We start from the raw sequence: 26,298 nt of genomic DNA on the forward strand, positions 1-26,298 counted from the left end.
GGCGAGGCCTGTGCCGCCAGTGGTGGCGACGGTGGTGGGATAGACCCATGCACTCCGCTGAGCTCACCGCCGGTCGTCGTTTTCTTCTCGTCTTGGAGCCGGGGGAGGACCTCCTCGCTGAGATCACCGCGTTCTGCACGCGCGAGGGAATCGGATCCGCCCTGATGCCGGTGCTCTTCGGCGCGTTCCGATCGGTGAGGCTCATCGGCGCGGAGGGGGCGCCCGCGGATCCGGAACTCCCGCTCCCCGAGAGCATCGAGGTGACATACGTGGAGGGCACCGCCCAGGGGTCGGTCGCGCGCGGGCCCGAGGGGGACGTGCGCGTGCACGTGCACGCCGCCGTCGGGCGCAAGGACCAGGGCGCGCTCGCCTATGCCGGTCACGTGCTCGACGCGCGCGTGCACTACACGACGGAGGTGCTCGTCGAAGAGGTACTCGAGCCACCGTTCCGCTCCGTGCCCGTTCAGGCCAGCTTCGGGATTCCGTGCCTGCGGTTCGAGTGACCGGCGGTTTGTGCACACCCGGCCGCGCGGCTCGCTCGACCGCTCGCGCGGGTCTAGCGTGACCCCATGGCTTCTGTCGTGTGGTTCCGTGACGACCTCCGCCTCGCCGACCACGCCGCGCTCGCCGCGGCGGCCGAGGACGACGACGGCCTCATCGCCCTCTACGTCCTCGACGAGGAGTCGGACGAGACGCGCCCCCTCGGTGGCGCCGCCAAGTGGTGGCTGCACGGATCGCTGGAGCGACTCGACGCGGCGCTCCGCGAGCGCGGCGGCGCGCTCGTCCTCCGCCGCGGCCGGGCGGAGGAGGTCGTGCCGGCCGTCGTCCGCGCCGCGGGCGCGACGCGGGTGTTCTGGAACCGTCGCTACGGCGCCGAGCGGGAGATCGACTCGCGTCTGAAGCAGGCTCTCCGGGACGACGGGATCGACGCGCGGTCGTTCCCCGGAAGTCTGCTGTTCGAACCGTGGACGATCGCGACGAAGTCCGGCGGGCCCTATCGCGTGTACTCGCCGTTCTGGCGGGCCTGCCTGGAGGCGCCCGAACCGGCGCGGCCGCTCCCGGCCCCCGCAGCGCTCGCGAGCGCCGACGCGCATACCGAGAGCGACGACCTGGCCGCGTGGAAGCTCCGGCCGAGCTCCCCGGACTGGGCGACCGGCATCGCCGAGCGCTGGACCCCCGGGGAGGACGCAGCACACGCCGCCCTCGAGGACTTCCTCGACGGGCCGGTCGGGCGCTATGACACAGGTCGCGACGTGCCCTCCGAGGACGCCGTCTCGGGGCTGTCGCCGTATCTCAGGTGGGGCGAGATCAGCCCCCGCACCGTGTGGCACGCGGCGTGGGGGTCCGGCGCCGAGGTCGGCACGTTCCTCTCCGAGCTCGGGTGGCGCGAGTTCGCCTGGCACACCGCGTTCCATCACCCGGACCTCCACACCCGCGGGCTCAACGCGCGCTTCGACGCGTTCCCGTGGGAGGATCCGGATCCCGCCGACCTCGCGGCGTGGCAACAGGGGACGACGGGCTACCCGCTCGTCGACGCGGGGATGCGCGAGCTGTGGCAGAGCGGATCCATGCATAACCGCGTCCGCATGGTCGCCGCCTCGTTCCTGACGAAGAACATGCTCGTCGACTGGCGCGTGGGGGAGCGGTGGTTCTGGGACACGCTCGTCGACGCGGACGCCGCGAGCAACCCGTTCAACTGGCAGTGGGTCGCCGGGTGCGGCGCCGACGCCGCGCCCTACTTCCGCATCTTCAACCCGCGCACGCAGGAGCAGAAGTTCGACCCCGACGGCCGTTACGTGAAGGAATGGGCGCCGGACAGCCTCCTCACCCCCGAGCTCGTCGACCTCAAGGCCAGCCGCGAGCGCGCGCTCGCCGCGTACGACACCATCTGACGACGCGCGAAAGAGGGGGCCGCCGCTGCACGCGACGACCCCCCGGAATTCTCGGTCCGCTTAGAACTGGAACTCGTCGATGTTGTCTGCGTCGAAGACGAACGGGTCGCCGAGGAGGACGACGCCGTCGGCGCCGACCGTGAACTCGCCGAGGTCGCCGGCGCTGAAGGTGTCGCCCTCGGCCCCCTCGATCTCGCCCGTGGCGACCGCCGCCGCGGCGTAGGTCGCGAGCGTCCCGAGGTCCTCCGGGTTCCACAGCGCGAACGCCTCGACCGTGCCGTCCTCGATGAACTCGCGCATCTGGTTCGGGGTGCCGAGACCCGTCAGCGCCACCTCGCCCTTCGCGTCCGAGTCGGACAGGTAGCGCGCCGCGGCCGCGATGCCGACCGTCGTGGGCGAGACGATGCCCGCGAGATCCGGGTTGGACTGCAGGAGCGCCGCGGTCTGGTCGAAGGACTTCTGGTCCTCGTCGTCGCCGTAGACCGTGTCGATGATCTCGATGTCGGGGTAGGTCTCGTTGACGTACTCGATGAGCGCCTCGTTCCAGGTGTTCTGGTTGGTCGCGTTCGCGGAGGCCGAGAGGATCGCGACCTCGCCCTCCTCGCCGATCTGCTCGGCGATGAGGTCCCCCTGCACCTTCGCGATACCGGCCGTGTCGGCCTGGTTGATGAACAAGTCGCGGCAGTCGGCGCTCGTGTCCGAGTCGAAGGTGACCACCGTCACCCCGTTGTCGCGGGCCTCGTTCAGTGCGTCGCAGATCGCGTTCGGGTCGTTCGCCGAGACGACGAGCGCCGAGCGGCCCTGCTGCGCGGCCGTGTTGATGTAGCTGACCTGGCCGTCCGGGGTCGCCTCGGTCGGCCCCACCTGCTCGAACTCGGCGCCGAGAGCCTCGGCGGCCGCCGAGGCTCCCACCTCGGACGCGTCGAAGTACGGGTTGCCGAGGTTCTTCGGGAGGAGCGTGATCGAGAGGTCGTCGGAGCTGGCAGCGTCGCCGGATCCGGAGCCGCCGCTGGTGCTCGTGTCCGCACAGCCGGCCAGCGTGAGGGCGGCGATCACGGATACGGCTGCGCCAGCCGCCACTCGCGAGAGAGTGAACTTCATTGTTATACCTTTCGTGGAGTGCGCCGCGGGCGGGACCCGCGGCAGGGACCTCAGGAGGATGAGGCTGCCGCCGCGCGGGCGGGCGTGGGGGCGGAGCGCCGGGTCTTCGCCCAGGCGAAGACGCTGGCTCCCACCACCGAAATGATCAAAAGACCACCGGTGATGATGTTGATGATCGCGCTCGAGATGCCCTCGAGGCGCAGCGCGCTGGAGAGCGCGCCGATCAGCAGGACCGCCGCGATGACGCCGTGAATCTTGCCGCGCCCGCCGAACACGGACACGCCGCCCAGGACGACCGCCGCGATGACCTGCAGCTCGAGACCCGTCGCGTTGTCGCCGCGGGCGCTGCTGTAGCGCAGTGTGTAATAGACGCCGGCGAGCGCCGCCACGAATCCGGCGAGGACGAACACGATGAACTTCGTGCGCTCGACGTTGACGCCCGAGAACTTCGCCGCGTCGGACGAGAGCCCGACCGCGAAGATCCCGCGCCCGAACGGCGTGAAGTGATACAGCACGACAAAGATCACGAGCAGCACGAGAAACGGAATTACGATCCAGGGGATCGAGGTGCCCGCGAGCTTCGCCTTGGCGAGCGCCGTCCAGAACTCGGGGAACTCCGTCACGGCCGTCGTGCCGAGCATGCCGACGGCGATGCCGCGGAAGAGGGCGAGCGTACCGATCGTCACCGCGAGCGACGGCAGGCCGACAACCGTGACCAGGTAGCCGTTGACCGATCCGCCGACGACTCCCACGGTGAGCGCGACGAGCGCCGCGATTTCGAACGGCGCGCCGGACTGGACGAGCACGCCCGTTGTCACGCTCGCGAGACCCGCCATGGATCCGACCGACAGATCAATCTCGCCGGTCGTCATCACCAGGGTCATCGGCAGGGCGATGAAGAGGACGGGGGCGATGTCGAGCAGCAGATAGTTGTACGTCAGCGGCTGCGCGAACCCCTGCACCGTCAGCGAGGCGACGACGAGGACGAGGACGAGGAGACCGATGATGGCGAACTCGCGCGTGGCGAGCACGCGACGCCACAGCGGCCGTGCGTAGTCGAACTGCACGATGCTCGTGGTCTGGGTGGCCGTGGTCATGCGTTGTCCCTCGTCTCGATGAGGCGTCGTTTCTGGCGGAGCGCGAGGACGCGGTCGAGGACGATCGCGCCGATGATGAGGACACCCACGACAGCTTGCTGCCAGAAGTCGGGGATCCCGACGATCGGAAGCGCGCGGTTGATGGTCATGAGGAGGAACGCGCCGATCGCGGCGCCCCACACCGTGCCGACGCCGCCGACGATCGCGACGCCGCCGATGACGGCCGCGCCGATCGCGTTGAACTCCCATCCCATGGCGGCCTGGGAGTCGACCGTGCCGTAGCGCGCGGCGTAGAACACGCCGGCGAGGCCCGACAGCGTGCCCGAGACGATGAACGCCGTGAGGACGCGGCGCGTCGTCTTCAGACCGTAGAGGTTCGCGGCCTGCGGGTCGGATCCGATCGCGTACAGCTCGCGCCCCGACCGCATGTTCGCCAGGTACCAGGCGGCGGCGACGAGGACCGCCACCGCGACGATCGTCAGGACCGGGATCGTGAGGAACTGCGCCGTGCCGAACGCGAGGAAGGCCTTGGGCATGTCGGACGGGTTGATGCGATTGCTGCCCGTCCAGAGCACGTTAATGCCGCGGAAGGCATACAGCGTGCCGAGCGTGATCACCATCGCGGGGACCTTCGCGAACGCGACGAGCGCGCCGTTGACGAGCCCGAGCAGAGCGCCGAAGAGGACGGAGGCGAGCACGACGAGCGGAATGGGGATCCCCGGGAACGTCGCGAACAGCCACCCCGTCATGTAGGCCGTGAGGCCGACGATCGACCCCACGGAGATGTCGACGTTGCGGGTGATGATGACGAACGCCTGGCCGATCGTGACGAGCAGGAGCGGAGCGGGGGTGAGAAGGAGATCGCGCCAACCGTCGCCGGAGAACAGGAACTTCGGGTTCGTGAGGGTGGCCGCGAGGATCACGAGGACGAGCGCCAGGAGGATCCCGAGCTCGCGCATGCGCCCGCCCGAGAGGAAGGCGCGCACCCGGCTCGTGCCCGCGGAGATGTCGATGGTCGTGGTCATGCGGTGGGCTCCGTTGCGTGGGTCGCGGCGTGCATGATGTTCTCGCTCGTGGCCTCGGCGCGGTCGAGCTCGGCCGTGATACGCCCCTCGTGCATGACGAGCACGCGGTCGGCCATGCCGAGGACCTCGGGCAGCTCGGACGAGATCATGATGATGCCGAGTCCCTGGCCCGCCAGCTCCGACAGGAGCGCGTGCACCGCGGCCTTCGTGCCGACGTCGATGCCGCGGGTCGGCTCGTCGACGATGAGCACGCGCGGATTCGTCGCGAGCCACTTCGCGAGCACGACCTTTTGCTGGTTTCCGCCGGACAGCGTGCCGACGACCGTGTCGAGCGCGTGGCTCTTGACCTCGAGCTTGGCGTCCCACGGGCGCGCGGCGCGATGTTCCATGCCCGTCGTGAGGAACCCGAACGCGGCGATCTTCCGCCACATGGCCATCGCCGTGTTGCTGCCGACGGTCGATTCGATGACGAGGCCCTGCTTGCGTCGGTCCTCGGGGACGAGCGCGAGGCCCGCGGCCATCGCGGCGGTGGGCTTGCCCGCGGGGATCCGCGTGCCGCTCATGGTGACGCTGCCCGACGCGTACGCGTCGACGCCGAACACGGCGCGCACAACCTCGCTGCGCCCCGCGCCGACGAGGCCCGCGAGCGCGACGATCTCGCCCGCGCGGACGCGGAAGGAGATGTCGTGGAAGGATCCGGGGCTCGTGAGGCCCTCGACGGCGAGGAGCTCCTCGCCGACGGCGGTCTCCTTTTTCGGGAACAGCTCCGTGACGTCGCGCCCGACCATCTGCCGCACGAGCTCGTCCACCGACGTGTCCTCGATCGGGTGCGTGGAGATGTATGCCCCGTCGCGCATCACCGTGACGGTGTCGCAGAGCGCGAACACCTCGTCGAAGCGATGCGAGATGAACATGATGGCGCGGCCTTCGTCGCGCAGGCTCCGCGCGACGGCGAACAGGCGCTCGACCTCCACGCCCGACAGCGCGGCGGTCGGCTCGTCCATGATGAGCACGCTCGCGTCGAGCGAGATCGCCTTCGCGATCTCGATGATCTGCTGGTCGGCGATCGAGAGGCCCTCGGTGATCCGGTCGGGATCGAGACGCACGCCGAGGCGCGCGAAGATCTGCTCGACCTCGGCCCGCATCGCCTGCCGGTCGATCCGGCCGAACCGCCCCGTCGGTTGGCGGCCCATGAAGATGTTCTCGGTGATCGACAGGTCGGGGAAGAGCGTGGGCTCCTGATAGATCACGGCGATGCCGGCGTCCTTGGATTGCGCCGTCGAGCTGAAATCGACGCTCTCGCCGTGGAAACGAAAGTCTCCGGCGTCGCGGCGATACAGGCCCGCCATGATCTTGACGAGCGTCGACTTGCCCGCACCGTTTTCGCCGATCAGGGCGTGGATCGAGTGCGGGCGGAGCGTCAGGCTGCCCGAGCGGAGCGCGACGACCGGTCCGAAGGACTTGACGACGCGATCCAGCTCCAGCGTCGGGGCGCCTCCGGGGCGGGCGGGATCTTCGGTGACCACGTGGGGTCCTCTCCATCGAGGTGCGAGCGAATCTGAAACGACATGAATCGATTCACGGTGGGTTCAGGCTAGTGTATGTCGGGAGCTGCTCGCCACACGCGCATGGCGACGGTGATCAGAATGTGATGCGCCTCCAACGAAGGAGATCGGGTGGCCGTCAGGATCCGCGATGTCGCGCAGCGCGCCGGCGTGTCGGTCGGCACGGTCTCGAACGTGCTGAACCGCCCCGACGAGGTGTCCCCGGACTCCGTCGAGCGCGTCGAACGGGCGATCCGGGAGCTCGGGTACGTCCGCAACGACGCCGCGCGCCAGCTGCGCGCCGGGGTCAGCGCGACCGTCGGATTCGTCGTGTTGGGGAGTCAGAACCCGTTCTATAACGACGTCGTGCGCGGGGCGCAGGATGAGGCCGCGGCCGGCGGACTCGCGATGCTGTCCGGGAGCTCGGACGAGGACGAGGCGCGCCAGAAGCTCTATCTCGACCTCTTTCGGCAGCAGCAGGTGCGGGGGATCCTGCTCGCGCCGTACGGGGACGTGCTCGCCGACCTGCGTCGTTTGAAGCGCGCCGGGATCGCCACGGTGCTCGTCGACCGGTTCAGCGCCGACCACGAGTTCTCGTCCGTGTCGCTCGACAGCGTCGCCGGTGGACGCCTCGCGATGGAGCATCTCATCGCCCGTTCCCGCCGCCGCGCGGCGTTCGTCGGCGGCCCGTTTGGCCTGCGGCAGGTGTCCGATCGGCTCGAGGGCGCGCGCGCCGCGGCCGACGACGCGCAGGTCCCGCTCGAGGTGGTGCCCACGTCGGGGATGACGCTCGAGGACGGACTCGCGGCGGGCGAGCGCCTGCTCGCGCGCCCCCGCCGCGAGCGTCCCGACGCGATCCTCGCGGCGAACGATCTCATCGCGATCGGCCTGCTGCAGTCGCTGGTGGAGGGCGGCCGGCTCCTCGTGCCGGGCGAGATCGCTCTCGTGGGCTTCGACGACATCCCCTTCGCCGCGGCCGCCGCCGTGCCGCTGACGACGGTGCGCCAGCCGGGGCGCCAGATCGGGCGCACGGCGCTCCGCATGGTGCTCGAGGAGGTCTCGGATCCGCTCAGCCTGCCGCGGCAGACGGTGTTCCCCCCCGAGCTCGTCGTCCGCCGCTCGACGGAGCGCTGAGGGCCTACCGGACGGCGGCCGCGATCGCCTCCGTCGCCGTGGCGTGCGCGAAGCTGAACCCCGAGTCGAGCAGCGCGGCCGGTCGCACCGCGGCGTCGGCGAGCAGGAGGGAGTCCGCGGCGTCGCGGCCCAGCCCGACGCGAAGCGCCCACGCGGGCGCCGGGAGCAGGTAGGGGCGGTGCACGCGCGCCGCCAGCGCGCGCCCGATGTCGTTCGCGGTCGCGAGGGTCGGTCCCGTGAGGTTGACCGGCCCGCTCAGCCCGCGGTCGATGACGTGGCGGATCGCGCGCACTTCATCCTCCAGCGAGATCCACGGCCACACCTGGGTGCCGCGCCCGAGCGGCCCGCTGACGCCGGCCCTCGCCAGGAGCATCATCGGCTTCAGGACGCCGCGCGGATGAAGCAGCGGCGCGGTCCGGAGGAATGCCACGCGCGGGGCGGATCCGGCCGCCGCCTTCTCCCATTCGCCGCAGAGCCGCGCGAGGAAGGTGTCGCCCGGCCCGCTGGACTCCTCGAGGTCCTCGCCGGGACGGTCGCCGTAGAAGCCCACGGCCGACGCCGATACGAACGCCGGGGCGTCCGCGCCGAGCGCGGCGAGCGCGCGCGCGAGCGTGCGCGTGGGGGCCAGCCGCGACGACACGAGCTCGCGCCGGTAACGAGGCGTCCAGGGGAGGCGACCGATGCTCGCGCCCCCCAGGTTGACCACAGCGGCAGCGCCCGCCAGGACCGCGGGATCCAGGTGGCGCTCGCCCGGCGACCACGCGATCTCGTCCGGATGCTCCGGCGGCCGGCGCACGAGCCGCGAGACGGGGATCCCGTCGGCGGCGAGCGAGCGCACGAGCGCCTGCCCGATGAGGCCGGACGACCCGGCGATGACAATCCGATCGGCTCTCATGAGCTGATGGTCTCACGGGGTGGCGCGCCGGGAGTGCCTCCTGATGAATCCGCTGGATCCGCCCCCGCCGTCGCACGGCTGTGTTTACCATGGCGTCGCGGGCCCCCGGGTCCGTGCATGATCCCGCCGTACTCATGGCCCCATAAGGGCCCTCAGAAGGAGGCAAGGATATGAGCAACGAGAATAAGTTCGAGGCCGCCGCCGACAAGCTCAAGGGCAAGGCGAAGGAGACCTGGGGGCGCGTCACGGACGACGACGAGCTCCAGGCCGAGGGCCAGGCGGATCAGGCGGCCGGCCACACGAAGGACGCGGCGGAGAACGTCAAGGACGCCGCGAAGAACGTCGGCAAGTCGTTCGGCAAGTAACGACGACCACGGGGCGGGGCGAGATTCGCCCCGCCCCGACGCGTTTTTGCGACCATTCGATTCTCGAGAGGGGCCACACCATGCACACCGACCAGCTCACCTTCACGGATCCCGTCACCCGCTTCCCGTCCGTTACCCCGCCGACGCAGCACCAGCCCGAGCCCGGCCTGGACGCCGAGCTCACCCCGCGCGCCGACCGCGGTGAGAACTCTTACCGCGGCACGGGCCGCCTCGAGGGGCGGCGCGCGCTCATCACGGGGGCGGATTCGGGGATCGGCGCCGCCGTCGCGATTGCGTTCGCGCGCGAAGGCGCGGACGTCGCGCTGAACTACCTCCCCGCGGAGGAGGAGGACGCTCAGCGCGTCCGCGCGCTCGTCGAACAGGCCGGCCGCCGCGCCGTCCTGCTCCCGGGCGATCTCGCGGACGCCGAGTTCTGTCATCAGGTCGTCGCGGACGCCGTGCACGGCCTCGGAGGCATCGACGCGCTCGTGAACAACGCCGGAAAGCAGATCGCCGTCGAGAGCCTGGACGACCTGACGGACGAGCAGTGGCAGGAGACGTACGACGTCAACGTGCGCGCGATTTATCGCGTCACGAAGGCGGCCGTCCCGCACCTGGAGCCGGGATCGACGGTCGTGAACTCGACGTCGATCCAGGCGTACCAGCCGTCGGCTCACCTCATCGACTACGCATCGACGAAGGCCGCCATCAACAACCTGACGAAGGGCCTCGGGCAGCAGCTTGCTCCGCGCGGCATCCGCGTGAACGCGGTGGCGCCGGGCCCCGTCTGGACGCCGTTGCAGGTCTCGGACGGGCAGCCGAAGGAGGCCCTGCCGCACTTCGGGAAGTCCACGCCCTTGGGGCGCGCGGGCCAGCCTACGGAGCTCGCGCCGGCGTACGTGTTTCTCACCTCCTCCGAATCGAGCTTCGTCATCGGCGAGACCCTGAACGTCAACGGAGGCACGCCAAGCCCCTAACGCTCGGCATGACGGCGCGCGGCCCGCCCCGTCCCGATGCAAGGGTGGGCCGCGCCTCGCGCTATGCGACGGTCGTGCCGAAGAGGCTGCCCACGACGAACGTGGCCGCGAGGGCGAGCGCGCCGCCGAGGACCGTGCGCATCACGGCCCGCCCGCGGCTCGCGTCGCCGATCCAGGCCGCGACGTATCCCGTCAGGGCGAGCGCGCCCAGCACCGCGACGAAGGTTCCGGCCACGCGGGCTTCGAGCGGGAGGAACATGATCGTGAGCATCGGCAACAGGGCGCCGAGGGTGAACGCGACGGCGGAGGCGAGCGCCGCGTGCCAGGGGCTCACGACGTCGTCCGGGTCGATGTTGAGCTCCGCCGACAGGTGGGCGCGCAGCGCGTCGTGCTCCGTGAGTTCCTCCGCCACGCGCCGCGCCGTCTCGGGCGAGATGCCGCGCGCGGCATAGAGCCCGGCGAGCTCCTCCAGCTCCGCTTCGGGGTCCTCGCGGAGCTCGGCCTTTTCCTTCGCGATCAGCGCGCGCTCCGAGTCGCGCTGGCTGGCCACCGACACGTACTCTCCGAGCGCCATCGAGATCGCGCCGCCGACGAGGGCCGCGGCGCCCGCGACGAGGACGGGCCCCACGCTCGCCGTCGCGCTCGCGACGCCGACGACCACGGCGGCCGTCGAGACGATGCCATCGTTGGCGCCGAGGACGCCCGCGCGTAGCCAGTTGAGCTTCTGCGCGATGCCCGGGCCGTGGGGCTCGCCTGCGTGGGTTCCGGCGGGGGAGTCGGTCATGGCCCGACCTTATCGCCCCCGCCGGCCGAGCGTCAGAGGTTGACCGTGATCTCCGCGTCGGCGCGCAGGTCATCGATCAGCTGCTGCGTCGCCGCGTTCTGCTGCTGCGTGATCGTCTGCTCTTCCAGCTGATCCCGCACGTCCTCGAACGCCGGGATCTCGGATCCGCTCTCGGCCGCCTCTGCCTGCTCCACCAGAGCGTCGTACTGGGCCTGCAGCTCCGCCTCCGTGGGCTCCTCGATCACCGCCTCCTCGGCAATGAGCCCGTCGATCTGGAACTGCGCGGCCGCGTCCTGACGGACCTGATCCTCGTCCACGCCCTGCTCGGCGAACGCGTCGATCACAGCGGCGACGTCCTCCAGGCCGGCCTGGTCCGCGACGCCCTGCAGGACGTCGTCAACGTCCGCGTCCGTCGCCTCGATACCCGCGTCGCTCGCCGCCTGGGTGAGCAGCCGATTATTCACGAGCAGATCGGCGGTCTCCGTCTTCAGCGCGTCCTGGTCGACCTCCTCGCCCGTGCTGGAGGCGCTCAGGGCCGCGGACTGCAGTCGAGTCTCGTACGCCGTGCGGAACTCGTCGATCCCGATCTCGTCGCCGTTGACGACGGCGACGATGTCCGGCACGCCCTCAAGGTCGGCCTCGGGCGTCGCGGCCTCCGCGGACGCGCTCGCCGTGGGCTCCGCCGCGTCGTCCTCGGTCGCCGCACATCCGGCGAGGGCGAGCGTCGCGACGGCCGCCGCGGCGAATAGGGCACGGGCGCGACGGGTCATGGGGGCTCTTGAACGAGTGAACATCCCGGCGAGGCTACACCGCGCGCTGGGGTGGCGGATGAGCGCGCCGTCAGGAATCCCGCGCCGCCGCGCGCAAGCTGGCAGGATGCGCGGCATGACCACCCACGACGCGGCGCCGGGCCGGCGCGACGAGACGCCGGACGAACGAGCCGACCGTAACTGGCTGGAGGTGCTGCAGGAGCTGCGCGTGCTGCAAACGGGCACCCAGATCCTCACGGGCTTTCTGCTCGCCATCGTGTTCCAGTCGCGCTTCGACGACCTGTCGGGCGGGCAGAGGGCGTTCTACCTCGGGCTCGTCGTGCTGTCGGCGCTGAGCGCCGTCGTCGCGCTGGCACCCGTGGCCCTCCACCGCGGCCTCTTCGCGCGGGGGCGCAAGGGGCGCACGGTCCGTTTCGGGCACGTGGCCCTCATCGTCGCGCTCGCGACCGTCTCGATCCTGCTCGTCGGGGTCGTCGCGTTTATCTTCGACATCGTTGTGGGGCGCGGCGCGGCGATCGGCGCGGCCGCCAGCCTCGGCGCCGTCGTCGCCGTGCTGTGGATCGCGGCGCCGCTCGCGCTCCGCGCCGGCGGCGGACGGGGGGAGGCATCGTGACCGACGCCGGGGAGCAGCGCCCGTGGCGCGTGGATGTCGTCTCGGATCCGGGAATCGCGACGCGTGCTGTCCGCGACGTGATCGCCGCCGCGGACGGGGGAGCGGCCGAGGGGCCGTACGAGATGCGCCACGAGCGCCGACGTATTCCCCTGCGCGACGACGGCTCGCTCGATCTCGACGAGATTCGCCAGTGGTCGACGGAGGACGCGGCCGACATGCTCGTGATCGTTACGGAGATTCCTCGGCGGGCCGGCGCGCGCCCCAAGATCTCGGCCCTGCACTTCTCCGAGCGCCTGGCGATCATTTCCCTGCCGGCGCTCGGCTGGATCCGCGTGCACGCGCACCTGCGTCGGGTCCTGTTCGACTCGGTCGACGCGCTGGCCGCGGGAACGGATCCCGACATCCGGGCCGGGCGCATGCGGTTCGGGGCGGTGCACGAGCAGGCCTCGGAGACGGGCCGGTCGGTCTACATCGACTCGCCGTGGTGGCGCCCGAGGCGCACGGCGCTCGTTCTCGGCATGGTGCGGACGAACGAGCCGCTCGCGGTCGTGCCGAAGCTCTCCGGCGTCCTGACCGCGGCCACGGCGACGGGTGCCTTCGGCGTGTTCTACTCGTCGATCTGGCGGATGGCCGCAGCCCTTCCCACGTGGCGCCTGGCCCTGATCGCGGTCGCGGCTATCGTCGCGATGGTCGTGTGGCTCATTGTGTCGAACCGCCTATGGGAGCGTTCCCGCCAACACGGCAGCCTCGTCGAGGCGACGATGTACAACGCCTCCACCGTCATCACGCTGGCCCTCGCCGTCACCGCCCTCTACCTGTCGCTGACCGTGGCGATCTTCGTGACGGCGATCGTCGTCATCGAGGCTGGCTTCATGGCCAGCGTCCTGGGGCGGGAGGTCAATCTCGGGACGTATGCCGAGATCGCGTGGTTGAGCGCCTCGATGGGAACGGTGGCGGGCGCCCTGGGATCGAACTTCGACAGCCGGGATCACATCACGGAGCTCACGCAGGGCACGCGCCGCGCGCACCGCTACGCCCCGCGCGGCGAGGAGTGACGAGCGCGGCGACCTGAAAGCCGTACCCCGCTTGGAATTGGTTTTACGATCATCCATGGAGTGAAACGTTCCAAGTTCCGAGAGGACAACGATGTCACACGCCGTCACGCGCACGCGGGTGGGCCGCCGCGGTGCGCCCGCCATCCAGTCGAGCTCCCGTCCGGCGCTCACGTGGGTCGTGGAGGGAGCGGACGCGGGGTGGCTTCAGGCGGGGGCATCGATCGAGCTGCGGAGGGCGGATGGGAGCCGGGAGCGCGTCGAGCACGCGGGCCGCGACAGCGCGAACGTCGCCTGGCCCTTTGCCCCGCTCGCGGCCTACGACGCGGTCGATGTGCGCGTGTCCGCCGTGTCGGAGGCGGGGGAATACGCCGCGTTCTCGGAGTGGACGCCGGTCGCAACGGGGCCGCTGGGCGCAGATGAGTGGACGGCGCCGTTCATCGCGAGTCGGGACGACCGCTCGGAGGCGTGCGCGCTCGATGCGACGGTCGCGCGCGGGGCGACGGCCGCGGACGTCCGCGCCGATCTCGCCGCCGACGACGCGGATCGCGGCGTCACGCGGCTGCGTCGCATCGTCGACATCGAGCGGCCCGTCGCGCGGGCGCTGCTGTCGTACACGGGGCACGGCATCGTCGAGCTCACGATCGATGGCCGCGAGGTGTCGGACGACCTCTTCGCCCCCGGCTGGACGGCCTATGCGGACCGTCTGCTCTTCCGCACCGTCGACGTGACCGCCGAGCTGGCCGAAGGGACGCGGATCCTCGGGGCGCGCGTCGCGCCGGGATGGTACGCCGAGCACTTCGGGTTCGACGGCGACTTCCGCCGCACCTGGCACGGGCAGCGCGCGCTCTCTGCGCAGCTGCGCGTGGAGTTCGCGGACGGGACCGTCGACACGATCGTCACCGACGAGACCTGGGAGGCGAGCATCGCGGGCCCCGTGACGTTCTCCAGCATCTACCAGGGCGAACGCTACGACGCGCGCCGCGAGGACGAGGCCCTCGCGGCGGCGGTTCCGTTCCCGGGCGCGGCACCCGCCGTGCGGGTCGCTGCGGATCCGACCCGGCTGCGTCCGGCGGAGCTGCCGCCCGTGCGCGTGACCGAGACGCGCGATGTCGTCCAGCGCCTTGCGGGCGCGGACGGCGGCGTCATCCTCGACTTCGGCCAGAATCTCGTGGGGCGCCTGCGGATCCGGCTGGCGGCTGAGGCGGGGACCGTCGTGACCCTGCGTCACGCCGAGGTCCTCGAGCAGGGCGAGCTCGGGAGGCGCCCCCTGCGCTTCGCCGCCGCGAGCGACACCTACGTCGCGTCGGGCGGACCGGCGGAATGGGCCCCGCGCTTCACCTTCCACGGCTTCCGGTACGCGCAGGTCGACGGCATTTCCGTCGACCAGATCGAGGTCGTCGCCGAGGTCCTGCACACCGACCTCGTGCGCACCGGGACCCTCCGCACGGGCGTGGCCGACCTCGACCGCCTGCACGAGAACGTCGTCTGGGGCACGCGCGGCAACTTCGTGACGCTTCCGACGGATTGCCCGCAGCGCGACGAGCGCCTCGGCTGGACGGGGGACATCCAGGTCTTCGCTCCCACGGCGTCGTTCCTCTTCGACGTTGACGGGTTCCTCTCGTCGTGGCTCGAGGACTTCGCCGCCGATCAGGCGCGCCTGGGCGGCGTCGGCCCGCTGTACTCGCCCCTCATCGATCAGGATCTGTTCGCCCCGACCCCCATGGCGGCCTGGAGTGACGCCGCCACGGTCGTGCCGACCGTCCTCTACGAGCGCTTCGGCGACCGCGACGTGCTCGAGCGGCAGTTCGCGAGCATGTCCGCGTGGGTCGAACGGGTCGCCCAGGAGGCACCCAACGGGCACTGGCACACGGGCATGCAGCTCGCCGACTGGCTCGACCCGTCGGCGCCCGCGGACCGGCCGTTCGAGGCGCAGACGGATCCGTACCTCGTCGCCACCGCGTATTACGCGCGCTCCGCGGCTCTGACCGCCCGCGCGGCGCGAATCCTCGACCGGGCGGAGGACGCGGCGCGGTTCGAGGCCCTCGCCGAGACGGCGCGCCAGGCGTTCCAGCGCGAGTACGTCTTCGCGGACGGTCGCCTCGCGTCCGACTCCCAGACCGCGTACGCCCTCGCGATCGTGTTCGAGCTCCTCCCTCACGAGTTGTACGCCCCGGCCGGCCAGCGCCTGGCGACGATCGTCGCGGACGGTGGGCACCGCATCGGGACGGGCTTCGTCGGAACGCCCATCGTGAGCGACGCGCTCACCGTCACGGGACACCGGGACGTGGCGCAGGGGATGCTGCGCACAGCGGAGCTACCCAGCTGGCTGTACCCCGTCTCGCGGGGCGCGACGACGGTGTGGGAGCGGTGGGACTCGATGCTCCCGGACGGCACCATCAACCCGGGCGAGATGACGAGCTTCAACCACTACGCGCTCGGAGCGGTGGCGGACTGGATGCACCGGGACATGGGCGGCATCGCGCCGCTGGAGCCCGGGTACCGCCGGGTGCTCGTCCGGCCGCGCGCCGGCCTCACCGCCGCGGCCGGGGCCAGCTACTCGTCGGTATACGGCGAGATCCGCGTGGCCTGGTCGGCCCTCGAGCCCGAGCGCGGAGAGCTCAGCCCACTCGCGGTGACGGTGACCCTCCCCGCCAACACGACGGCCATGATCGACCTTCCCGGGCGCGAGGCGCTCGAGGTCGGATCCGGGACCCACACCTTCTAGTTTCCTCCCCTACCTGTTCGAAGGAGAACCCATGACCACACCCTCGACGCGTCACTCCTGGTGGGTCGCCACGCTCGCCGGAATGGTGTCCTACCTCGACGCCGGTGCGATCGTGACGACCGGCACCGCGCTCGTCATCTATCGCGAGGCGTTCGGATTCGACGACCTCCAGTTCGGCACGCTGTCCGCACTGCTGACGATCTCGATCGCCGTCGGCGCGCTCGTCGGCGGCCCCGCGGGCGACCGCTTCGGGCGCAAGCCCGTCTTCCTCGCGACCCTGTCGCTCTTCGCAGTCGGCGCGCTCGTGCTGACCTTCGCAACCGGCACCTACATGCTGTTCCCCGGCGTGGTTCTCCTCGGCTTCGCGGCGGGCGCGGACCTGCCCGTGTCGCTGTCGATGGTGGCGGAGGCGGCCACGGACGCGAACCGCGGAAAGCTCATCTCGTTCTCGCACATCCTCTGGATGGCCGGGGTGATCGTCGTCAGCCTGCTGGGCACCCTCTTCGGCGACCTCGGCGTACTGGGCGCGCGGATCCTCTACGGTCACCTCCTGGTCGTCTCGCTCGTGGTCCTTGTCCTCCGCATGGGCCTGCCCGAGTCGCAGGCGTGGCGAAACAGCCGGGCCATCGCCGTCGTCCGGCCGGGCGAGGCGCGGGGCCTGCGCGGGCTCGCCGAGCTGCGTCGCCCGCGGTATCTCGCGGCGATCGTCGCGACGGGCCTGTTCTACGCGCTCGTCAACATCGCCGCGAACACGAACGGGCAGTTCAGCAGCCTCCTCTACGTAGAGGTCGCCGGCGCGAAGGTGTCGCAGGCGTCGCTCATCTCGATGATCATCACCTTCGTGAGCGCGGGCTCGCTCCTCCTCATGATGCGCATCGTGGACGGCCGCACGCGGATGAAGTGGTTCACCGTGATGGCGGCGCTGAGCATCGTCGCCTTCCTGATCCCGGGCATCGGCGGCGTCACGATCGCGACGCTCGCGATCTTCGGCGTGCTCTACTCGATCGCCGGCGCGGTCGCGGGCGAGCCGATGTACAAGGTGTGGTCGCAGGAGCTCTTCCCGACGTCGATCCGTGCGACCGCTCAGTCCATCACGATCGCCTTCACGCGACTCGTGGCGGCGGCGGTGGCGATCTTCACGCCCGCCCTGATCTCGTTTGGCCCGTCGATCATTTTCTACTTCATGGTGGCGACGAGCGTCGTCGCGTTCGCGATCGGCATCTTCTGGATCGCGCGCATGCCGCGCGCGACCGACGACGATCCCGCGCTCCGGGGAGATCGCGTCGAGGTGCGCTGAGCGAACCACGCCACACAGGAGGTGGCCCGGACCTCGGTCCGGGCCACCTCCTGTATGCGCGGGATCAGGCGGGCGGGTGCCCCGGCATTTCGGCCGTCTCGACGAGCTGCGTGAAGAACCGGATGACGACGTCGCGTTCGGCGGGAGAGAGGGAGGCCGCGACGTCAAAGCGCCGCGCGTGCGTGCGCCCCACGCTCTCGCGGGCGGAGATGCGCGTCTCCTCGGTGATCTCGATCGCGAGGCTGCGCCGGTCGTTCGGGTGGGGGTGTCGGGTGACGTGGCCGCCCTTCGCGAGGCGGTCGAGCAGCTTGGTCGTGGAGGCCGTCGAGATCCCGAGGTGCTGCGCGATCGAGCTGGGGGTGGCGACCGTGTCCTGGGTGCGGCAGGCCACGAGGAAGCGCAGGGCGCGCATGTCCGTGTCCCCGAGCTTCATGTAGCGCTGCGAGGCCTCGCTCATGGCGCGCTCGGTCTCGCGCCATCGGTGCATCGCCTCGAGGAGCTCGACCACCTGCGCGACGTCGTTCCCCGAGAGGTGGTCGCGCGCGACAATCTCGCTCTCGGGGTCAAGGATCCGCGGGTCGAGCATTGTGAAACGCTCCTCGCGCGTCGGCTCTCGGTCTGCTGTCACGAGAACGATCTTACGACGAAAGTAGATATCTTCCGATCTAGTAGTTAGGTTGGCGAGTAATTAACCTAAGGAGTGGAAGTGCACGCCACCACAGAACGTGTCATCCTGCTCGACGACAGCGGCCGTCCCACGGGCGTCACCGACAAGGCGACCGTCCACCACGCCGCGACGCCGCTCCACCTCGCCTTCTCGTGCCACGTCGTCGACGACGACGGCCGCGTCCTGCTCACCCGCCGGGCGCTCACGAAGCGCGCGTGGCCCGGCACCTGGACGAACGCGTTCTGCGGGCATCCCGCGCCGTTCGAGCCGATACCCGACGCCGTCGAACGCCGCGCGCACGATGAGCTCGGCCTCCGCGTGGCCGACCTGCGCCTTGCTCTGCCCGACTTCCGATACCGCGCGGTCGACGCCAGCGGCGTTGTCGAGAACGAGATCTGCCCCGTGTATCTCGCGCGTCCGGCGTCGCCCCTCCGTCCGGCACCGGAGGAGGTCATGGACACGCGGTGGGTCGAGGCGCACGACCTCGCCGCGGCGCTGGAGGCGGCGCCGTGGGCCTTCAGCCCCTGGCTCGTGATGCAGGCGCGACAACTGTCGGGCGCCTCCGGGGTCATCGGCGCTCGCGCGTGGCAACAGGCGGAGGCCGCCGCGTGAGCGCCATCGAGACGCGGGGCGACGTCGACGCCGTGCTCGAGGATTTCTTCGCCGCGCGCATCGCGCGGGCGGCCGACGTGGGGAGCGCGCACGAGGCGCTCTGGCGCCGCGCGGCCGAATCGTCGCGCGGCGGAAAGCGGCTCCGCCCCCTGCTCGTGAGGAGCGCGCACGACGCCTACGGAGGATCCGAGCCGGCCGATGCCGTCCTCATCGCGGCCGCATTCGAGGTCATGCACACGGCCCTCCTCCTCCACGACGACGTCCTGGACGGCGACCTCGTGCGGCGGGGGCGCCCGAACCTCGCCGGACGATTCGCCGAAGACGCGCTCGGCGCCGGTGTTGCGCCGCGCGCGTCGACGGCGTGGGGGACCGGATCCGCGCTCCTGGCCGGCGACCTCCTCCTCAGTGCGACGCACGCTCTGGTCGCGCGCGTGCGCGCCGACACTCGGGGTCGGATCCACGAGATCGTTGACGACTGCCTGGACCTCACGGCGGCCGGCGAGCACGCGGACATCGGCCTCGCGCTCGGGACCCTCGCCGCCGCGCCCGAGGAGATCCTGCGTATGATGGCGCGCAAGACCGCCGCGTACTCGTTCTCGGCGCCGCTTCGCGCCGGGGCCGTGCTGGCGGGCGCGGGGGATGACGCGCTCGCCGCGCTCGACGAGATCGGGACCGACATGGGCATCCTCTTCCAGCTCCGCGACGACATGCTCGGGGTGTTCGGGACCGTCGCGCGCACGGGGAAGACCGCGACGGGCGACCTGCGGGAGGGAAAGCGCACCCTGCTCGTCGCCCACGCCGAGGGGCACCCCGCCTGGGAGGCGGTCGCTCACCTGTTCGGCCGGCGCGGCCTCGACGACAACGACGCGGCGCGCCTGCGCGAGGCGCTTGTCGCGAGCGGCGCGGCGGCCGACATGGAGCGCTTCATCGCCGACCGGCACGAGCGGATCCGTGCCCGCATCGCGGACGCCGCGCTCCCGGCCGCCCTCGCGCGAGACCTCACGCGGCTCGCGCGCCACTCCGTGGAGCGCGACGCGTGAGCGCCGCGACGGGCCTGGAGCTGTACACGGCCACGGCGCGCGCCGCCTCGGCGCGCGTGATCGGCGCGTACTCGACGTCCTTCGGCCTCGCCAGCAGGCTCCTCCCGCGCCGCGTGCGCGGGCACATCGCCGATATCTACGCGCTCGTGCGCGTCGCGGACGAGGTCGTCGACGGCCCCGCCGGCGAGGCGGGGGCGACGGCGGGGGAGACCCTGGAGCTCGTCGACGCCCTCGAGCGCGACACGCTCCGCGCGCTGCGCACCGGCTTCAGCGCGAACCTCGTCGTGCACGCGTTCGCCGTCACGGCGCGCCGCACCGGCATCGACGAGGCGCTCGTACGGCCGTTCTTCGCCTCGATGCGCGTGGACGCGCGCGGCGTGCGCGCCTTCGACGACGCGGCCTATCGCGCATACATCCACGGATCCGCGGAGGTCGTCGGGTCCATGTGCCTCCGCGCCTTCGCGCAAGAGGGGCGGGGGATCGCCATCGACGCGCAGCTGGATGAGGGGGCCCGACGGCTGGGCGCGGCCTTCCAGAAGGTGAACTTCCTCCGCGACCTGGCCGATGACTGCGACCGGCTCGGCCGCACGTACCTGCCCGGCATCGACCCCGCGCGGTTCACGGAGGCCGACAAGGACGCGATCGTCGACGACATCGACGCCGACCTCGCCGTCGCGCGCCGGGCGATCGACCGGTTGCCGCCGGCGTCGCGCCGCGCGACGGCCGCCGCGTGGGGCCTGTTCTCGCGGCTCAACCGCATCCTCGCCGAGACGCCTGCGGCCGAGGTGCGGCGCGCGCGCGCGTCCGTGCCCGCCGCGGAGAAGGCACGGATCCTCGCGCTCGCGGCGGCGGGACGGGTGAGCGCATGACCCGTCGGAGCGTCGTGATCGGCGGCGGCATCGCGGGCCTCGCGACGGCGGCGTTGCTCGCGCGCGAGGGCGACGACGTGACCCTCGTCGAGGCGCGGGCCGACCTCGGCGGGCGCGCCGGCCGCTACGAGCGCGACGGATTCGCGTTCGACACGGGGCCGTCGTGGTACCTCATGCCGGAGGTGTTCGACCACTTCTTCCGGCTCATGGGCACGTCGGCCGCGGCGGAGCTCGACCTCGTGACGCTCGACCCCGCCTACCGCGTGTTCTTCGAGGGGGACGCGGAGCCGTTCGACCTGCCCGCGCACGGCGCGCGCGACGCGCTCGTGGGCCTGGATCCGTCCGCCGCGGAGCGCATCGACGCGTACCTGGATTCCGCATCCGACACCTACCGGATCGCCACCGACACTTTCCTCTACAGCACGTTCGAGCGCCTCACCCCGCTTCTCACGCGCGACACGGTGCGCCGCCTCCCGCGGCTCGCCCGCCTGCTCACGCAGCCGCTTGACGCGTTCATCGCGGCGCACACCCGCGACCGCCGCGCGCAGCAGGTGCTCGGATACCCGGCCGTGTTCCTCGGCACCTCGCCGTCCGCCGCCCCGAGCATGTACCACCTGATGACGCATCTCGACGTCGGGCAGGGCGTGCTCTATCCGCGCGGTGGCTTCGCCGCGGTCATCGCCGCGATTGCGCGCGTCGCCGAGGAAGCGGGGGTCCGGATCCTGCGGTCCACGCCCGCGCGCCACATCACCGTCGACGACGGCCGCGCGACGGGGGTCGAGGTGGAATCTCCGGAGGGCGAGCGGCGGGTCCTCGCCGCCGACGTCGTCGTCTCCACCGCCGACCTGCGGGTGACGGAGCGCGAGCTCCTCGCGCCCGAGCACCGCGAGCGCTCCGACGCGTGGTGGGAGGCGCGCAACCCCGGGCCCGGGGCCGTCCTCGCACTCCTCGGCATCCGCGGGGAGCTGCCCGAGCTCGCGCACCACTCGCTGTTCTTCACGCGGGACTGGGAGGCGGGGTTCGACGCCATTTATGGCGACGAGCCGCGGATCCCCGACCCGGCGTCCCTGTACGTGTGCCGCCCGAGCGCCTCGGACGACACCGTCGCCCCGGCCGGGCACGAGAACCTGTTCGTGCTCGTTCCGGTGCCCGCGGACGTCGCGATCGGCGCGGGAGGCGACGAGGGGGCGGGCGATCCGCGCGTCGAGCGCACCGTCGACCGCGCGATCGCGCAGGTCGCGGAGTGGGCGGGGGTCGGCGACCTCGCCGAGCGCGTCGTCGTGCGCCGCACGGTCGGGCCGGCGGACTTCGAGCGCGAGTTCGGCGCGTGGCGCGGGGGAGCGCTCGGGCCGGCGCACACCCTTCGCCAGAGCGCGTTCTTGCGCGGGCGTAATGTCTCGAAACGCGTCGACGGGCTGCTCTTCGCGGGAGCGACGACGATCCCCGGCATCGGGCTCCCCATGTGCCTCATCAGCGCCGAGCTCGTCCTCAAGCGCCTGCGCGGCGACACCAGCGCGGGCCCGCTGGAGGTGCGCTGATGGGACTGGTCTACCTGGCGTGCCTCGTCGTCTCGCTCGCCGGCGTGGTGGCGCTCGACCTTCGCCACCGCCTCTTTCTCGGCGCCGCACCGGGCCGGGCGCTCGCCGTGCTTGCGATCGGCGTGTGCTTCTTCCTGGCCTGGGACATCGCGGGCATCGCGCTCGGCGTGTTCTTTCGGGGAGACACGGCGTTCATGACGGGGATCCTGCTCGGCCCGGAGCTCCCGATCGAGGAGGTCGTGTTCCTCGCGTTCCTGTGCGAGCTCACCATGGTGCTCGTGCTGGGGGTCGAACGGATCCTCGCCGCGCGGAGGACACCGTGACCTACCTCGTGCTCTGCCTGCCGTTCCTCGCCGTCGCCCTCGTGGCCTCGCTCGCGACGCGCCGCGGCGGCGTCCGGATCGCGGCGATCGCGCTCGCGGCGATCGCGCTCGTCGCCCTCACGGCCGTCTTCGACAGCCTCATGATCGCCGCCGGCCTCGTGGCCTACGACGACGCGCACCTCGTCGGCGCGCGCATCGGGCGGGCGCCGATCGAGGACTTCGCCTACCCGATCGCGGCGTGCCTCCTCCTGCCCGCCGCCTGGACACTGATCAGGGGGCGCCGTGATCCGTGACCTCCTCGCCGTCTCCCGGCCGCTCAGCTGGATCAACACGGCCTACCCGTTCGCCGCCGCGTACCTTCTCGTCGCGCGCGAGGTGGACCTCCCCCTCGTGCTCGGCACGCTGTTTTTCCTCGTCCCGTACAACCTCGCGATGTATGGCATCAACGACGTGTTCGACTACGCCTCGGACCTCGCCAATCCCCGTAAGGGCGGCGTCGAGGGGGCTCTGCTCGATCCGGCCCGCCACCGCGGCGTGCTCGTGGCCGCGGCGCTCGCGTGCGCGCCGTTCGTCGCGTTCCTCGCGATCGTCGGTTCCCCGTGGTCCTGGGGCGTTCTCGGGGTGAGCCTGTTCGCGGTCGTCGCGTACTCGGCGCCCCCGTTTCGGTTCAAGGAGGTCCCGGTGCTCGACTCCGTGACCTCGAGCACGCACTTCGTGAGCCCCGCCGTGTACGGCGTCGTGCTGGCGGGCGGCGCGTGGGATCCGGCGCTCGTGGCCATCCTCGCTGCCTTCTTCCTCTGGGGCATGGCGAGCCACGCGTTCGGCGCGGTACAGGACGTCGTCCCGGATCGCGACGGTGGGATCTCGTCGATCGCCACGGTGCTCGGCGCGCGCGGGACCGTGCGGTTCGCGCTCGCCGCCTGGGCGGCGGCGGGAATCCTCCTCGCGACGGTGGGATCGCCCGGCGCCTGGGCCGGACTCCTCGTCGTCCCGTACCTCTGGGCCGCGTGGCCCTACCTCAACGTGTCCGACGCCGACTCCGCCCGCGCCAACCGCGGGTGGCGCCGGTTCTTGTGGATCAACTTCGCCTGCGGTTTCGTCGTGACGATGCTCCTCATCGTCTTCGCGATCCGGACCGCCTGACCCCGATTGGAGAGCGCATGACCTCCGCGCACCCCGTCCCCCACGCCTCCCCGGCCTCCGCCTCGGGCGCGCCGCACGTGACCGAGCCGCAGCAATACGACGCGGTCCTCCTCGCCGGCTTCGGCGGGCCCGAGGGACAGGACGACGTCATCCCGTTTCTCCGGAACGTCACGCGCGGGCGCGGCATCCCAGACGAGCGCCTCGAGGAGGTCGCGACGCACTACCGCCACTTCGGCGGCGTGAGCCCGATCAACGAGCACAATCGCCAGCTCCGGCAGGCCCTGACGGAGGAGATCGCGCGCCGCGGCCTCGACCTCCCGGTCTACTGGGGAAATCGGAACTGGGATCCGTACCTCCCGGATGCCGTCCAGCGCGCGGCCGACAACGGGCACACCCGCCTCCTCGGCATCGCCACGAGCGCCTACAGCTCCTATTCGAGCTGCCGCCAGTACCGCGAGGACTTCGCGCGCGCCCTCGTCGAGTCCGGCCAGGCGGGCCGCGTGACGATCGATAAGGTACGCCAGTTCTTCGACCACCCGGGCTTCGTTGAGTCCTTCGTGCCCGGCCTCGTCGAGGGGCTCGAGAAGATGTTCGCCGACGGAAGCCGCCCGGAGGACACGCGCGTGCTCTTCACGACGCATTCGATCCCCACCGACGATGCGGTGCGCTCGGGGCCGCGGGACGAGGACTTCGGTCCGGGGGGCGCCTACGAGGCGCAGCACCGCGCGGTCGCCGAGGCCGTCATGGAGCGCGTGCGCGCCGCGTCCCAGGCGGCCCGCGACGTGCGCTGGGAGCTGGTTTTCCAGTCGCGCTCGGGTCCGCCGACGCAGCCCTGGCTCGAGCCCGACATCTGCGACCGGATCGCCGAGCTCCCGGGGGAGGGCGTCACGGGCGTCGCCATCGCGCCCATCGGGTTCGTCAGCGATCACATGGAGGTCATGTGGGACCTCGACAACGAGGCGCTCGAGGCCGCGGAGGATGCCGGGATCGCGGCCGTGCGCACGCCGACCCCGGGCGTCGACCCCGCGTTCGTGACCGCGCTCGTCGACCTGATCGAGGAGCGTTCCGCCGCCGTTCCTGCCTCCGACCGTCCGCACGCGACGGAGCTCGGGCCGTGGTTCGACGTGTGCCGACCCGGGTGCTGCGAGAACGCGCGCCTCGGGTTCCGGCCCGCGGCGGCGGGGGTGGCGCCGTGACCGCCCGGACCAGCGGCCTGAGCGCGCCGACGGGGGAGGAGGAGGCGCTCGCCGCCCCGGCGGGCACCCGCCCCCTCGTCCTGGTGCTCGGGGCGACCGGCTATCTCGGCGGCCGGCTCGTGCCGCGCCTCCTCGGAGCGGGCTACCGCGTGCGCGCGCTGTCGCGCTCGCGGGGACGCGTGGGAGCGATGCCGTGGGCCGACCGGATCGACATCGTCGAGGGCGACGCGGCGGACCCCGACGCCGTCGGCCGCGCGATGGCCGGCGTCGACGTGGTCTACCACCTCGTGCACTCCATGGGGGCGGGGACCGACTTCGCCCGGCGCGATCGGCGGATCGCGGAGACGGTGGCGCACGCCGCGGCCTCCGAGGGCGTCCGGCGCGTCGTGTATCTCGGCGGGCTGCACCCGGAGGGGGTCCGGCTCTCGCCCCACCTCGCCTCCCGTGCCGAGGTGGGGCGGATCCTCCTCGAGGGCGAGGCGCCCGCGCTCGTGCTGCAGGCCGGCGTCGTCATCGGATCCGGGTCCGCGTCGTTCGAGATGGTGCGCCACCTGACGGAGGTGTTGCCGTACATGCCGGCCCCGCGGTGGGTGCGCAACTGGATCCAGCCCATCGCGGTTCGCGACGTGCTCCACTACCTGCTGGCGGCTGCACGCGTGGACGCCGACGTCAATCGGGCCGTCGACATCGGCGGCCCCGACGTGCTCCGGTACGGCCAGATGATGAACGGGTACGCCGTCGAGGCGGGGCTGCCGCAGCGCGGCATCGCCGCCCTGCCGGTGTTCACCCCGCGCCTCGCGTCGCACTGGGTGGGCCTCGTGACCCCCGTGCCCCGGCAGATCGCTCGTCCGCTCGTGGAGTCGCTGCAGAACGACTGCATCGTGCAGGACGGGGCCGCCTCCGAGATCCTTCCCGAGCCGGAGGGCGGGTTGACCTCCTACCGCGAGGCCGTGCGCCTCGCGCTCGGCCGGATCGAGGTCGACGCGGTCGAGACGAGCTGGGTCGACCAGCGCGTGGTCGGCGCGCCGAGCGACCCGCTGCCGAGCGACCCGGACTGGGCGGGGCGCACGGTGTTCACGGATGTCCGCCGCCGCGCGACGACCGCCGACCGCGACGCGATCTGGCAGGTCATCACGCAGATCGGCGGCGCCACGGGGTGGTATTCCTCCTCCGCGCTCTGGGCGCTGCGGGGCCTCATGGACCGGGCGCTCGGCGGCGTCGGCGTCCGCCGCGGGCGTCGGGAGCGGGGCCGCCTGGTCGAGGGAGACGCCGTCGATGTCTGGCGCGTCGAGCGCCTCGACCCCGGCCATCTCCTGCGCCTGCGAGCGGAGATGCGCATGCCAGGCGAGGCGTGGCTGGAGCTCGGGATCGCTGAGGAGGAGGGAGGCCTGTCCTACCGCCAACGGGCCGTGTTCTTCCCGCGCGGGCTCGCCGGCCGCCTGTACTGGCTCTCGGTCCTGCCCTTCCACGGGTTCATCTTCCGCGGCATGGTCGACCGCATCGTCCAGGAGGCGGAGCGCCAGGCGCCCGCGTGACGTCGCCTTCGCACGTCGGCCGGGACACTGCGGGTCCGCGTGCGGCGCGCTCCGCGCGGGCGGGCGCGTCACGGATCCGGATCCGCGGCGCGCCCGCCGGC

At 71.8% G+C, this 26,298-nt stretch carries 26 protein-coding genes; 18 read left to right on the forward strand and 8 right to left on the reverse strand.

Annotation, left to right across the window (positions count from 1 at the left end; all coding sequences use genetic code 11):
• Window positions 1-47 precede the first annotated feature (47 nt).
• The gene (locus tag GJQ66_RS03140) at window positions 48-503 is read left to right on the forward strand and encodes a PPC domain-containing DNA-binding protein (protein WP_155047858.1); all 456 of its coding nucleotides are present in this window, start codon (window positions 48-50) and stop codon (window positions 501-503) included.
• A 66-nt stretch (window positions 504-569) separates the two neighbouring features.
• Window positions 570-1,892, forward strand: coding sequence for a deoxyribodipyrimidine photo-lyase (locus tag GJQ66_RS03145; protein ID WP_155047859.1), 1,323 nt, complete (start codon window positions 570-572; stop codon window positions 1,890-1,892).
• A gap of 60 nt (window positions 1,893-1,952) precedes the next feature.
• Here GJQ66_RS03145 and rhaS read toward each other — a convergent pair whose 3' ends face one another.
• From rhaS to GJQ66_RS03165, 4 genes are read right to left on the reverse strand one after another with little or no spacing between them, the layout of a single operon-like run.
• Complete coding sequence (gene rhaS / locus GJQ66_RS03150) at window positions 1,953-2,993, reverse strand: rhamnose ABC transporter substrate-binding protein (RefSeq protein ID WP_155047860.1); 1,041 nt, start codon at window positions 2,991-2,993, stop codon at window positions 1,953-1,955.
• A 50-nt stretch (window positions 2,994-3,043) separates the two neighbouring features.
• The gene (locus GJQ66_RS03155; RefSeq protein WP_155047861.1) at window positions 3,044-4,090 is read right to left on the reverse strand and encodes an ABC transporter permease; all 1,047 of its coding nucleotides are present in this window, start codon (window positions 4,088-4,090) and stop codon (window positions 3,044-3,046) included.
• A complete protein-coding gene (locus GJQ66_RS03160; RefSeq protein WP_155047862.1) occupies window positions 4,087-5,115 on the reverse strand; it encodes an ABC transporter permease in 1,029 nt (342 codons plus the stop codon). Before GJQ66_RS03160 ends, GJQ66_RS03155 begins: the two co-directional genes overlap by 4 nt.
• Entirely contained in the window at window positions 5,112-6,641 is a 1,530-nt protein-coding gene (locus tag GJQ66_RS03165) for a sugar ABC transporter ATP-binding protein (protein WP_368732602.1), read from the reverse strand. Before GJQ66_RS03165 ends, GJQ66_RS03160 begins: the two co-directional genes overlap by 4 nt.
• Window positions 6,642-6,791: 150 nt before the next feature.
• Here GJQ66_RS03165 and GJQ66_RS03170 point away from each other — a divergent pair, with 150 nt between their 5' ends.
• A complete protein-coding gene (locus tag GJQ66_RS03170) occupies window positions 6,792-7,793 on the forward strand; it encodes a LacI family DNA-binding transcriptional regulator (protein WP_368732603.1) in 1,002 nt (333 codons plus the stop codon).
• 4 nt (window positions 7,794-7,797) lie between these two features.
• Here GJQ66_RS03170 and GJQ66_RS03175 read toward each other — a convergent pair whose 3' ends face one another.
• Entirely contained in the window at window positions 7,798-8,688 is an 891-nt protein-coding gene (locus GJQ66_RS03175; protein WP_155047863.1) for a TIGR01777 family oxidoreductase, read from the reverse strand.
• Window positions 8,689-8,858: 170 nt separating this feature from the next.
• Between GJQ66_RS03175 and GJQ66_RS03180 the strand changes: the two genes are divergently transcribed.
• Together GJQ66_RS03180 and GJQ66_RS03185 are read left to right on the forward strand one after the other, a co-directional pair.
• Window positions 8,859-9,053 (forward strand): CsbD family protein, encoded by a 195-nt coding sequence (locus tag GJQ66_RS03180; protein WP_155047864.1) that lies wholly within the window; start codon window positions 8,859-8,861, stop codon window positions 9,051-9,053.
• An 80-nt stretch (window positions 9,054-9,133) separates the two neighbouring features.
• Window positions 9,134-10,030 carry an SDR family oxidoreductase gene (locus GJQ66_RS03185; RefSeq protein ID WP_155047865.1) on the forward strand — a complete coding sequence of 299 codons (897 nt, stop codon included), beginning with the start codon at window positions 9,134-9,136 and terminating at the stop codon, window positions 10,028-10,030.
• A gap of 61 nt (window positions 10,031-10,091) precedes the next feature.
• On the opposite strand, the gene GJQ66_RS03190 is transcribed toward GJQ66_RS03185, so the two are convergent.
• Together GJQ66_RS03190 and GJQ66_RS03195 are read right to left on the reverse strand one after the other, a co-directional pair.
• Complete coding sequence (locus GJQ66_RS03190) at window positions 10,092-10,814, reverse strand: VIT family protein (protein ID WP_155047866.1); 723 nt, start codon at window positions 10,812-10,814, stop codon at window positions 10,092-10,094.
• A 32-nt stretch (window positions 10,815-10,846) separates the two neighbouring features.
• Window positions 10,847-11,584 carry a SurA N-terminal domain-containing protein gene (locus tag GJQ66_RS03195; RefSeq protein ID WP_196215789.1) on the reverse strand — a complete coding sequence of 246 codons (738 nt, stop codon included), beginning with the start codon at window positions 11,582-11,584 and terminating at the stop codon, window positions 10,847-10,849.
• A 115-nt stretch (window positions 11,585-11,699) separates the two neighbouring features.
• Here GJQ66_RS03195 and GJQ66_RS03200 point away from each other — a divergent pair, with 115 nt between their 5' ends.
• The 4 genes from GJQ66_RS03200 (at window position 11,700) to GJQ66_RS03215 (ending at window position 17,274) form a co-directional block, all read left to right on the forward strand.
• A complete protein-coding gene (locus tag GJQ66_RS03200; RefSeq protein WP_230379232.1) occupies window positions 11,700-12,197 on the forward strand; it encodes a DUF6328 family protein in 498 nt (165 codons plus the stop codon).
• Complete coding sequence (locus GJQ66_RS03205) at window positions 12,194-13,252, forward strand: hypothetical protein (protein WP_196215790.1); 1,059 nt, start codon at window positions 12,194-12,196, stop codon at window positions 13,250-13,252. The genes GJQ66_RS03200 and GJQ66_RS03205 overlap by 4 nt, the downstream gene beginning before the upstream one ends.
• Window positions 13,253-13,343: 91 nt before the next feature.
• Complete coding sequence (locus GJQ66_RS03210; protein ID WP_155047869.1) at window positions 13,344-15,977, forward strand: alpha-L-rhamnosidase; 2,634 nt, start codon at window positions 13,344-13,346, stop codon at window positions 15,975-15,977.
• A 31-nt stretch (window positions 15,978-16,008) separates the two neighbouring features.
• Window positions 16,009-17,274 carry an MFS transporter gene (locus tag GJQ66_RS03215; protein ID WP_155047870.1) on the forward strand — a complete coding sequence of 422 codons (1,266 nt, stop codon included), beginning with the start codon at window positions 16,009-16,011 and terminating at the stop codon, window positions 17,272-17,274.
• 64 nt (window positions 17,275-17,338) lie between these two features.
• Here the strand turns inward: GJQ66_RS03215 and GJQ66_RS03220 are convergent, their stop codons facing one another.
• A complete protein-coding gene (locus tag GJQ66_RS03220) occupies window positions 17,339-17,902 on the reverse strand; it encodes a MarR family winged helix-turn-helix transcriptional regulator (RefSeq protein ID WP_368732604.1) in 564 nt (187 codons plus the stop codon).
• 72 nt (window positions 17,903-17,974) lie between these two features.
• Between GJQ66_RS03220 and idi the strand changes: the two genes are divergently transcribed.
• From idi to GJQ66_RS03265, 9 genes are read left to right on the forward strand one after another with little or no spacing between them, the layout of a single operon-like run.
• Window positions 17,975-18,553 carry an isopentenyl-diphosphate Delta-isomerase gene (gene idi, locus GJQ66_RS03225; protein WP_368732605.1) on the forward strand — a complete coding sequence of 193 codons (579 nt, stop codon included), beginning with the start codon at window positions 17,975-17,977 and terminating at the stop codon, window positions 18,551-18,553.
• Window positions 18,550-19,593 carry a polyprenyl synthetase family protein gene (locus tag GJQ66_RS03230; RefSeq protein WP_196215791.1) on the forward strand — a complete coding sequence of 348 codons (1,044 nt, stop codon included), beginning with the start codon at window positions 18,550-18,552 and terminating at the stop codon, window positions 19,591-19,593. The genes idi and GJQ66_RS03230 overlap by 4 nt, the downstream gene beginning before the upstream one ends.
• Window positions 19,590-20,462 (forward strand): phytoene/squalene synthase family protein, encoded by an 873-nt coding sequence (locus GJQ66_RS03235; protein WP_368732606.1) that lies wholly within the window; start codon window positions 19,590-19,592, stop codon window positions 20,460-20,462. Before GJQ66_RS03230 ends, GJQ66_RS03235 begins: the two co-directional genes overlap by 4 nt.
• The gene (gene crtI, locus GJQ66_RS03240) at window positions 20,459-22,000 is read left to right on the forward strand and encodes a phytoene desaturase family protein (RefSeq protein WP_155047872.1); all 1,542 of its coding nucleotides are present in this window, start codon (window positions 20,459-20,461) and stop codon (window positions 21,998-22,000) included. Before GJQ66_RS03235 ends, crtI begins: the two co-directional genes overlap by 4 nt.
• Window positions 22,000-22,323 (forward strand): lycopene cyclase domain-containing protein, encoded by a 324-nt coding sequence (locus GJQ66_RS03245; RefSeq protein WP_155047873.1) that lies wholly within the window; start codon window positions 22,000-22,002, stop codon window positions 22,321-22,323. Before crtI ends, GJQ66_RS03245 begins: the two co-directional genes overlap by 1 nt.
• Window positions 22,320-22,616, forward strand: a complete 297-nt coding sequence (locus tag GJQ66_RS03250) for a lycopene cyclase domain-containing protein (protein WP_368732607.1) — start codon at window positions 22,320-22,322, stop codon at window positions 22,614-22,616. The genes GJQ66_RS03245 and GJQ66_RS03250 overlap by 4 nt, the downstream gene beginning before the upstream one ends.
• Window positions 22,606-23,466 carry a prenyltransferase gene (locus GJQ66_RS03255; RefSeq protein WP_368732608.1) on the forward strand — a complete coding sequence of 287 codons (861 nt, stop codon included), beginning with the start codon at window positions 22,606-22,608 and terminating at the stop codon, window positions 23,464-23,466. Before GJQ66_RS03250 ends, GJQ66_RS03255 begins: the two co-directional genes overlap by 11 nt.
• A 17-nt stretch (window positions 23,467-23,483) precedes the next feature.
• Window positions 23,484-24,662, forward strand: coding sequence for a ferrochelatase (locus GJQ66_RS03260; protein WP_155047874.1), 1,179 nt, complete (start codon window positions 23,484-23,486; stop codon window positions 24,660-24,662).
• The gene (locus GJQ66_RS03265; protein WP_368732609.1) at window positions 24,659-26,197 is read left to right on the forward strand and encodes an SDR family oxidoreductase; all 1,539 of its coding nucleotides are present in this window, start codon (window positions 24,659-24,661) and stop codon (window positions 26,195-26,197) included. The genes GJQ66_RS03260 and GJQ66_RS03265 overlap by 4 nt, the downstream gene beginning before the upstream one ends.
• Window positions 26,198-26,298: the final 101 nt, after the last annotated feature.

This window comes from Microbacterium sp. ZXX196 (genome assembly GCF_009709595.1).
Taxonomy (GTDB): domain Bacteria; phylum Actinomycetota; class Actinomycetes; order Actinomycetales; family Microbacteriaceae; genus Microbacterium; species Microbacterium excoecariae.

Excerpts from the sequence above, each read along its gene's own strand:
- GJQ66_RS03195 (WP_196215789.1), bottom strand. The coding sequence starts at position 11,584 with ATGACCCGTCGCGCCCGTGCCCTATTCGCCGCGGCGGCCGTCGCGACG.
- GJQ66_RS03160 (WP_155047862.1), bottom strand. The coding sequence starts at position 5,115 with ATGACCACGACCATCGACATCTCCGCGGGCACGAGCCGGGTGCGCGCC.
- GJQ66_RS03185 (WP_155047865.1), top strand. The coding sequence starts at position 9,134 with ATGCACACCGACCAGCTCACCTTCACGGATCCCGTCACCCGCTTCCCG.
- GJQ66_RS03155 (WP_155047861.1), bottom strand. The coding sequence starts at position 4,090 with ATGACCACGGCCACCCAGACCACGAGCATCGTGCAGTTCGACTACGCA.
- GJQ66_RS03180 (WP_155047864.1), top strand. The coding sequence starts at position 8,859 with ATGAGCAACGAGAATAAGTTCGAGGCCGCCGCCGACAAGCTCAAGGGC.
- GJQ66_RS03175 (WP_155047863.1), bottom strand. The coding sequence starts at position 8,688 with ATGAGAGCCGATCGGATTGTCATCGCCGGGTCGTCCGGCCTCATCGGG.
- GJQ66_RS03145 (WP_155047859.1), top strand. The coding sequence starts at position 570 with ATGGCTTCTGTCGTGTGGTTCCGTGACGACCTCCGCCTCGCCGACCAC.
- rhaS (WP_155047860.1), bottom strand. The coding sequence starts at position 2,993 with ATGAAGTTCACTCTCTCGCGAGTGGCGGCTGGCGCAGCCGTATCCGTG.
- GJQ66_RS03245 (WP_155047873.1), top strand. The coding sequence starts at position 22,000 with ATGGGACTGGTCTACCTGGCGTGCCTCGTCGTCTCGCTCGCCGGCGTG.
- GJQ66_RS03215 (WP_155047870.1), top strand. The coding sequence starts at position 16,009 with ATGACCACACCCTCGACGCGTCACTCCTGGTGGGTCGCCACGCTCGCC.
- GJQ66_RS03260 (WP_155047874.1), top strand. The coding sequence starts at position 23,484 with ATGACCTCCGCGCACCCCGTCCCCCACGCCTCCCCGGCCTCCGCCTCG.
- crtI (WP_155047872.1), top strand. The coding sequence starts at position 20,459 with ATGACCCGTCGGAGCGTCGTGATCGGCGGCGGCATCGCGGGCCTCGCG.
- GJQ66_RS03200 (WP_230379232.1), top strand. The coding sequence starts at position 11,700 with ATGACCACCCACGACGCGGCGCCGGGCCGGCGCGACGAGACGCCGGAC.
- GJQ66_RS03210 (WP_155047869.1), top strand. The coding sequence starts at position 13,344 with ATGTCACACGCCGTCACGCGCACGCGGGTGGGCCGCCGCGGTGCGCCC.
- GJQ66_RS03140 (WP_155047858.1), top strand. The coding sequence starts at position 48 with ATGCACTCCGCTGAGCTCACCGCCGGTCGTCGTTTTCTTCTCGTCTTG.
- GJQ66_RS03190 (WP_155047866.1), bottom strand. The coding sequence starts at position 10,814 with ATGACCGACTCCCCCGCCGGAACCCACGCAGGCGAGCCCCACGGCCCG.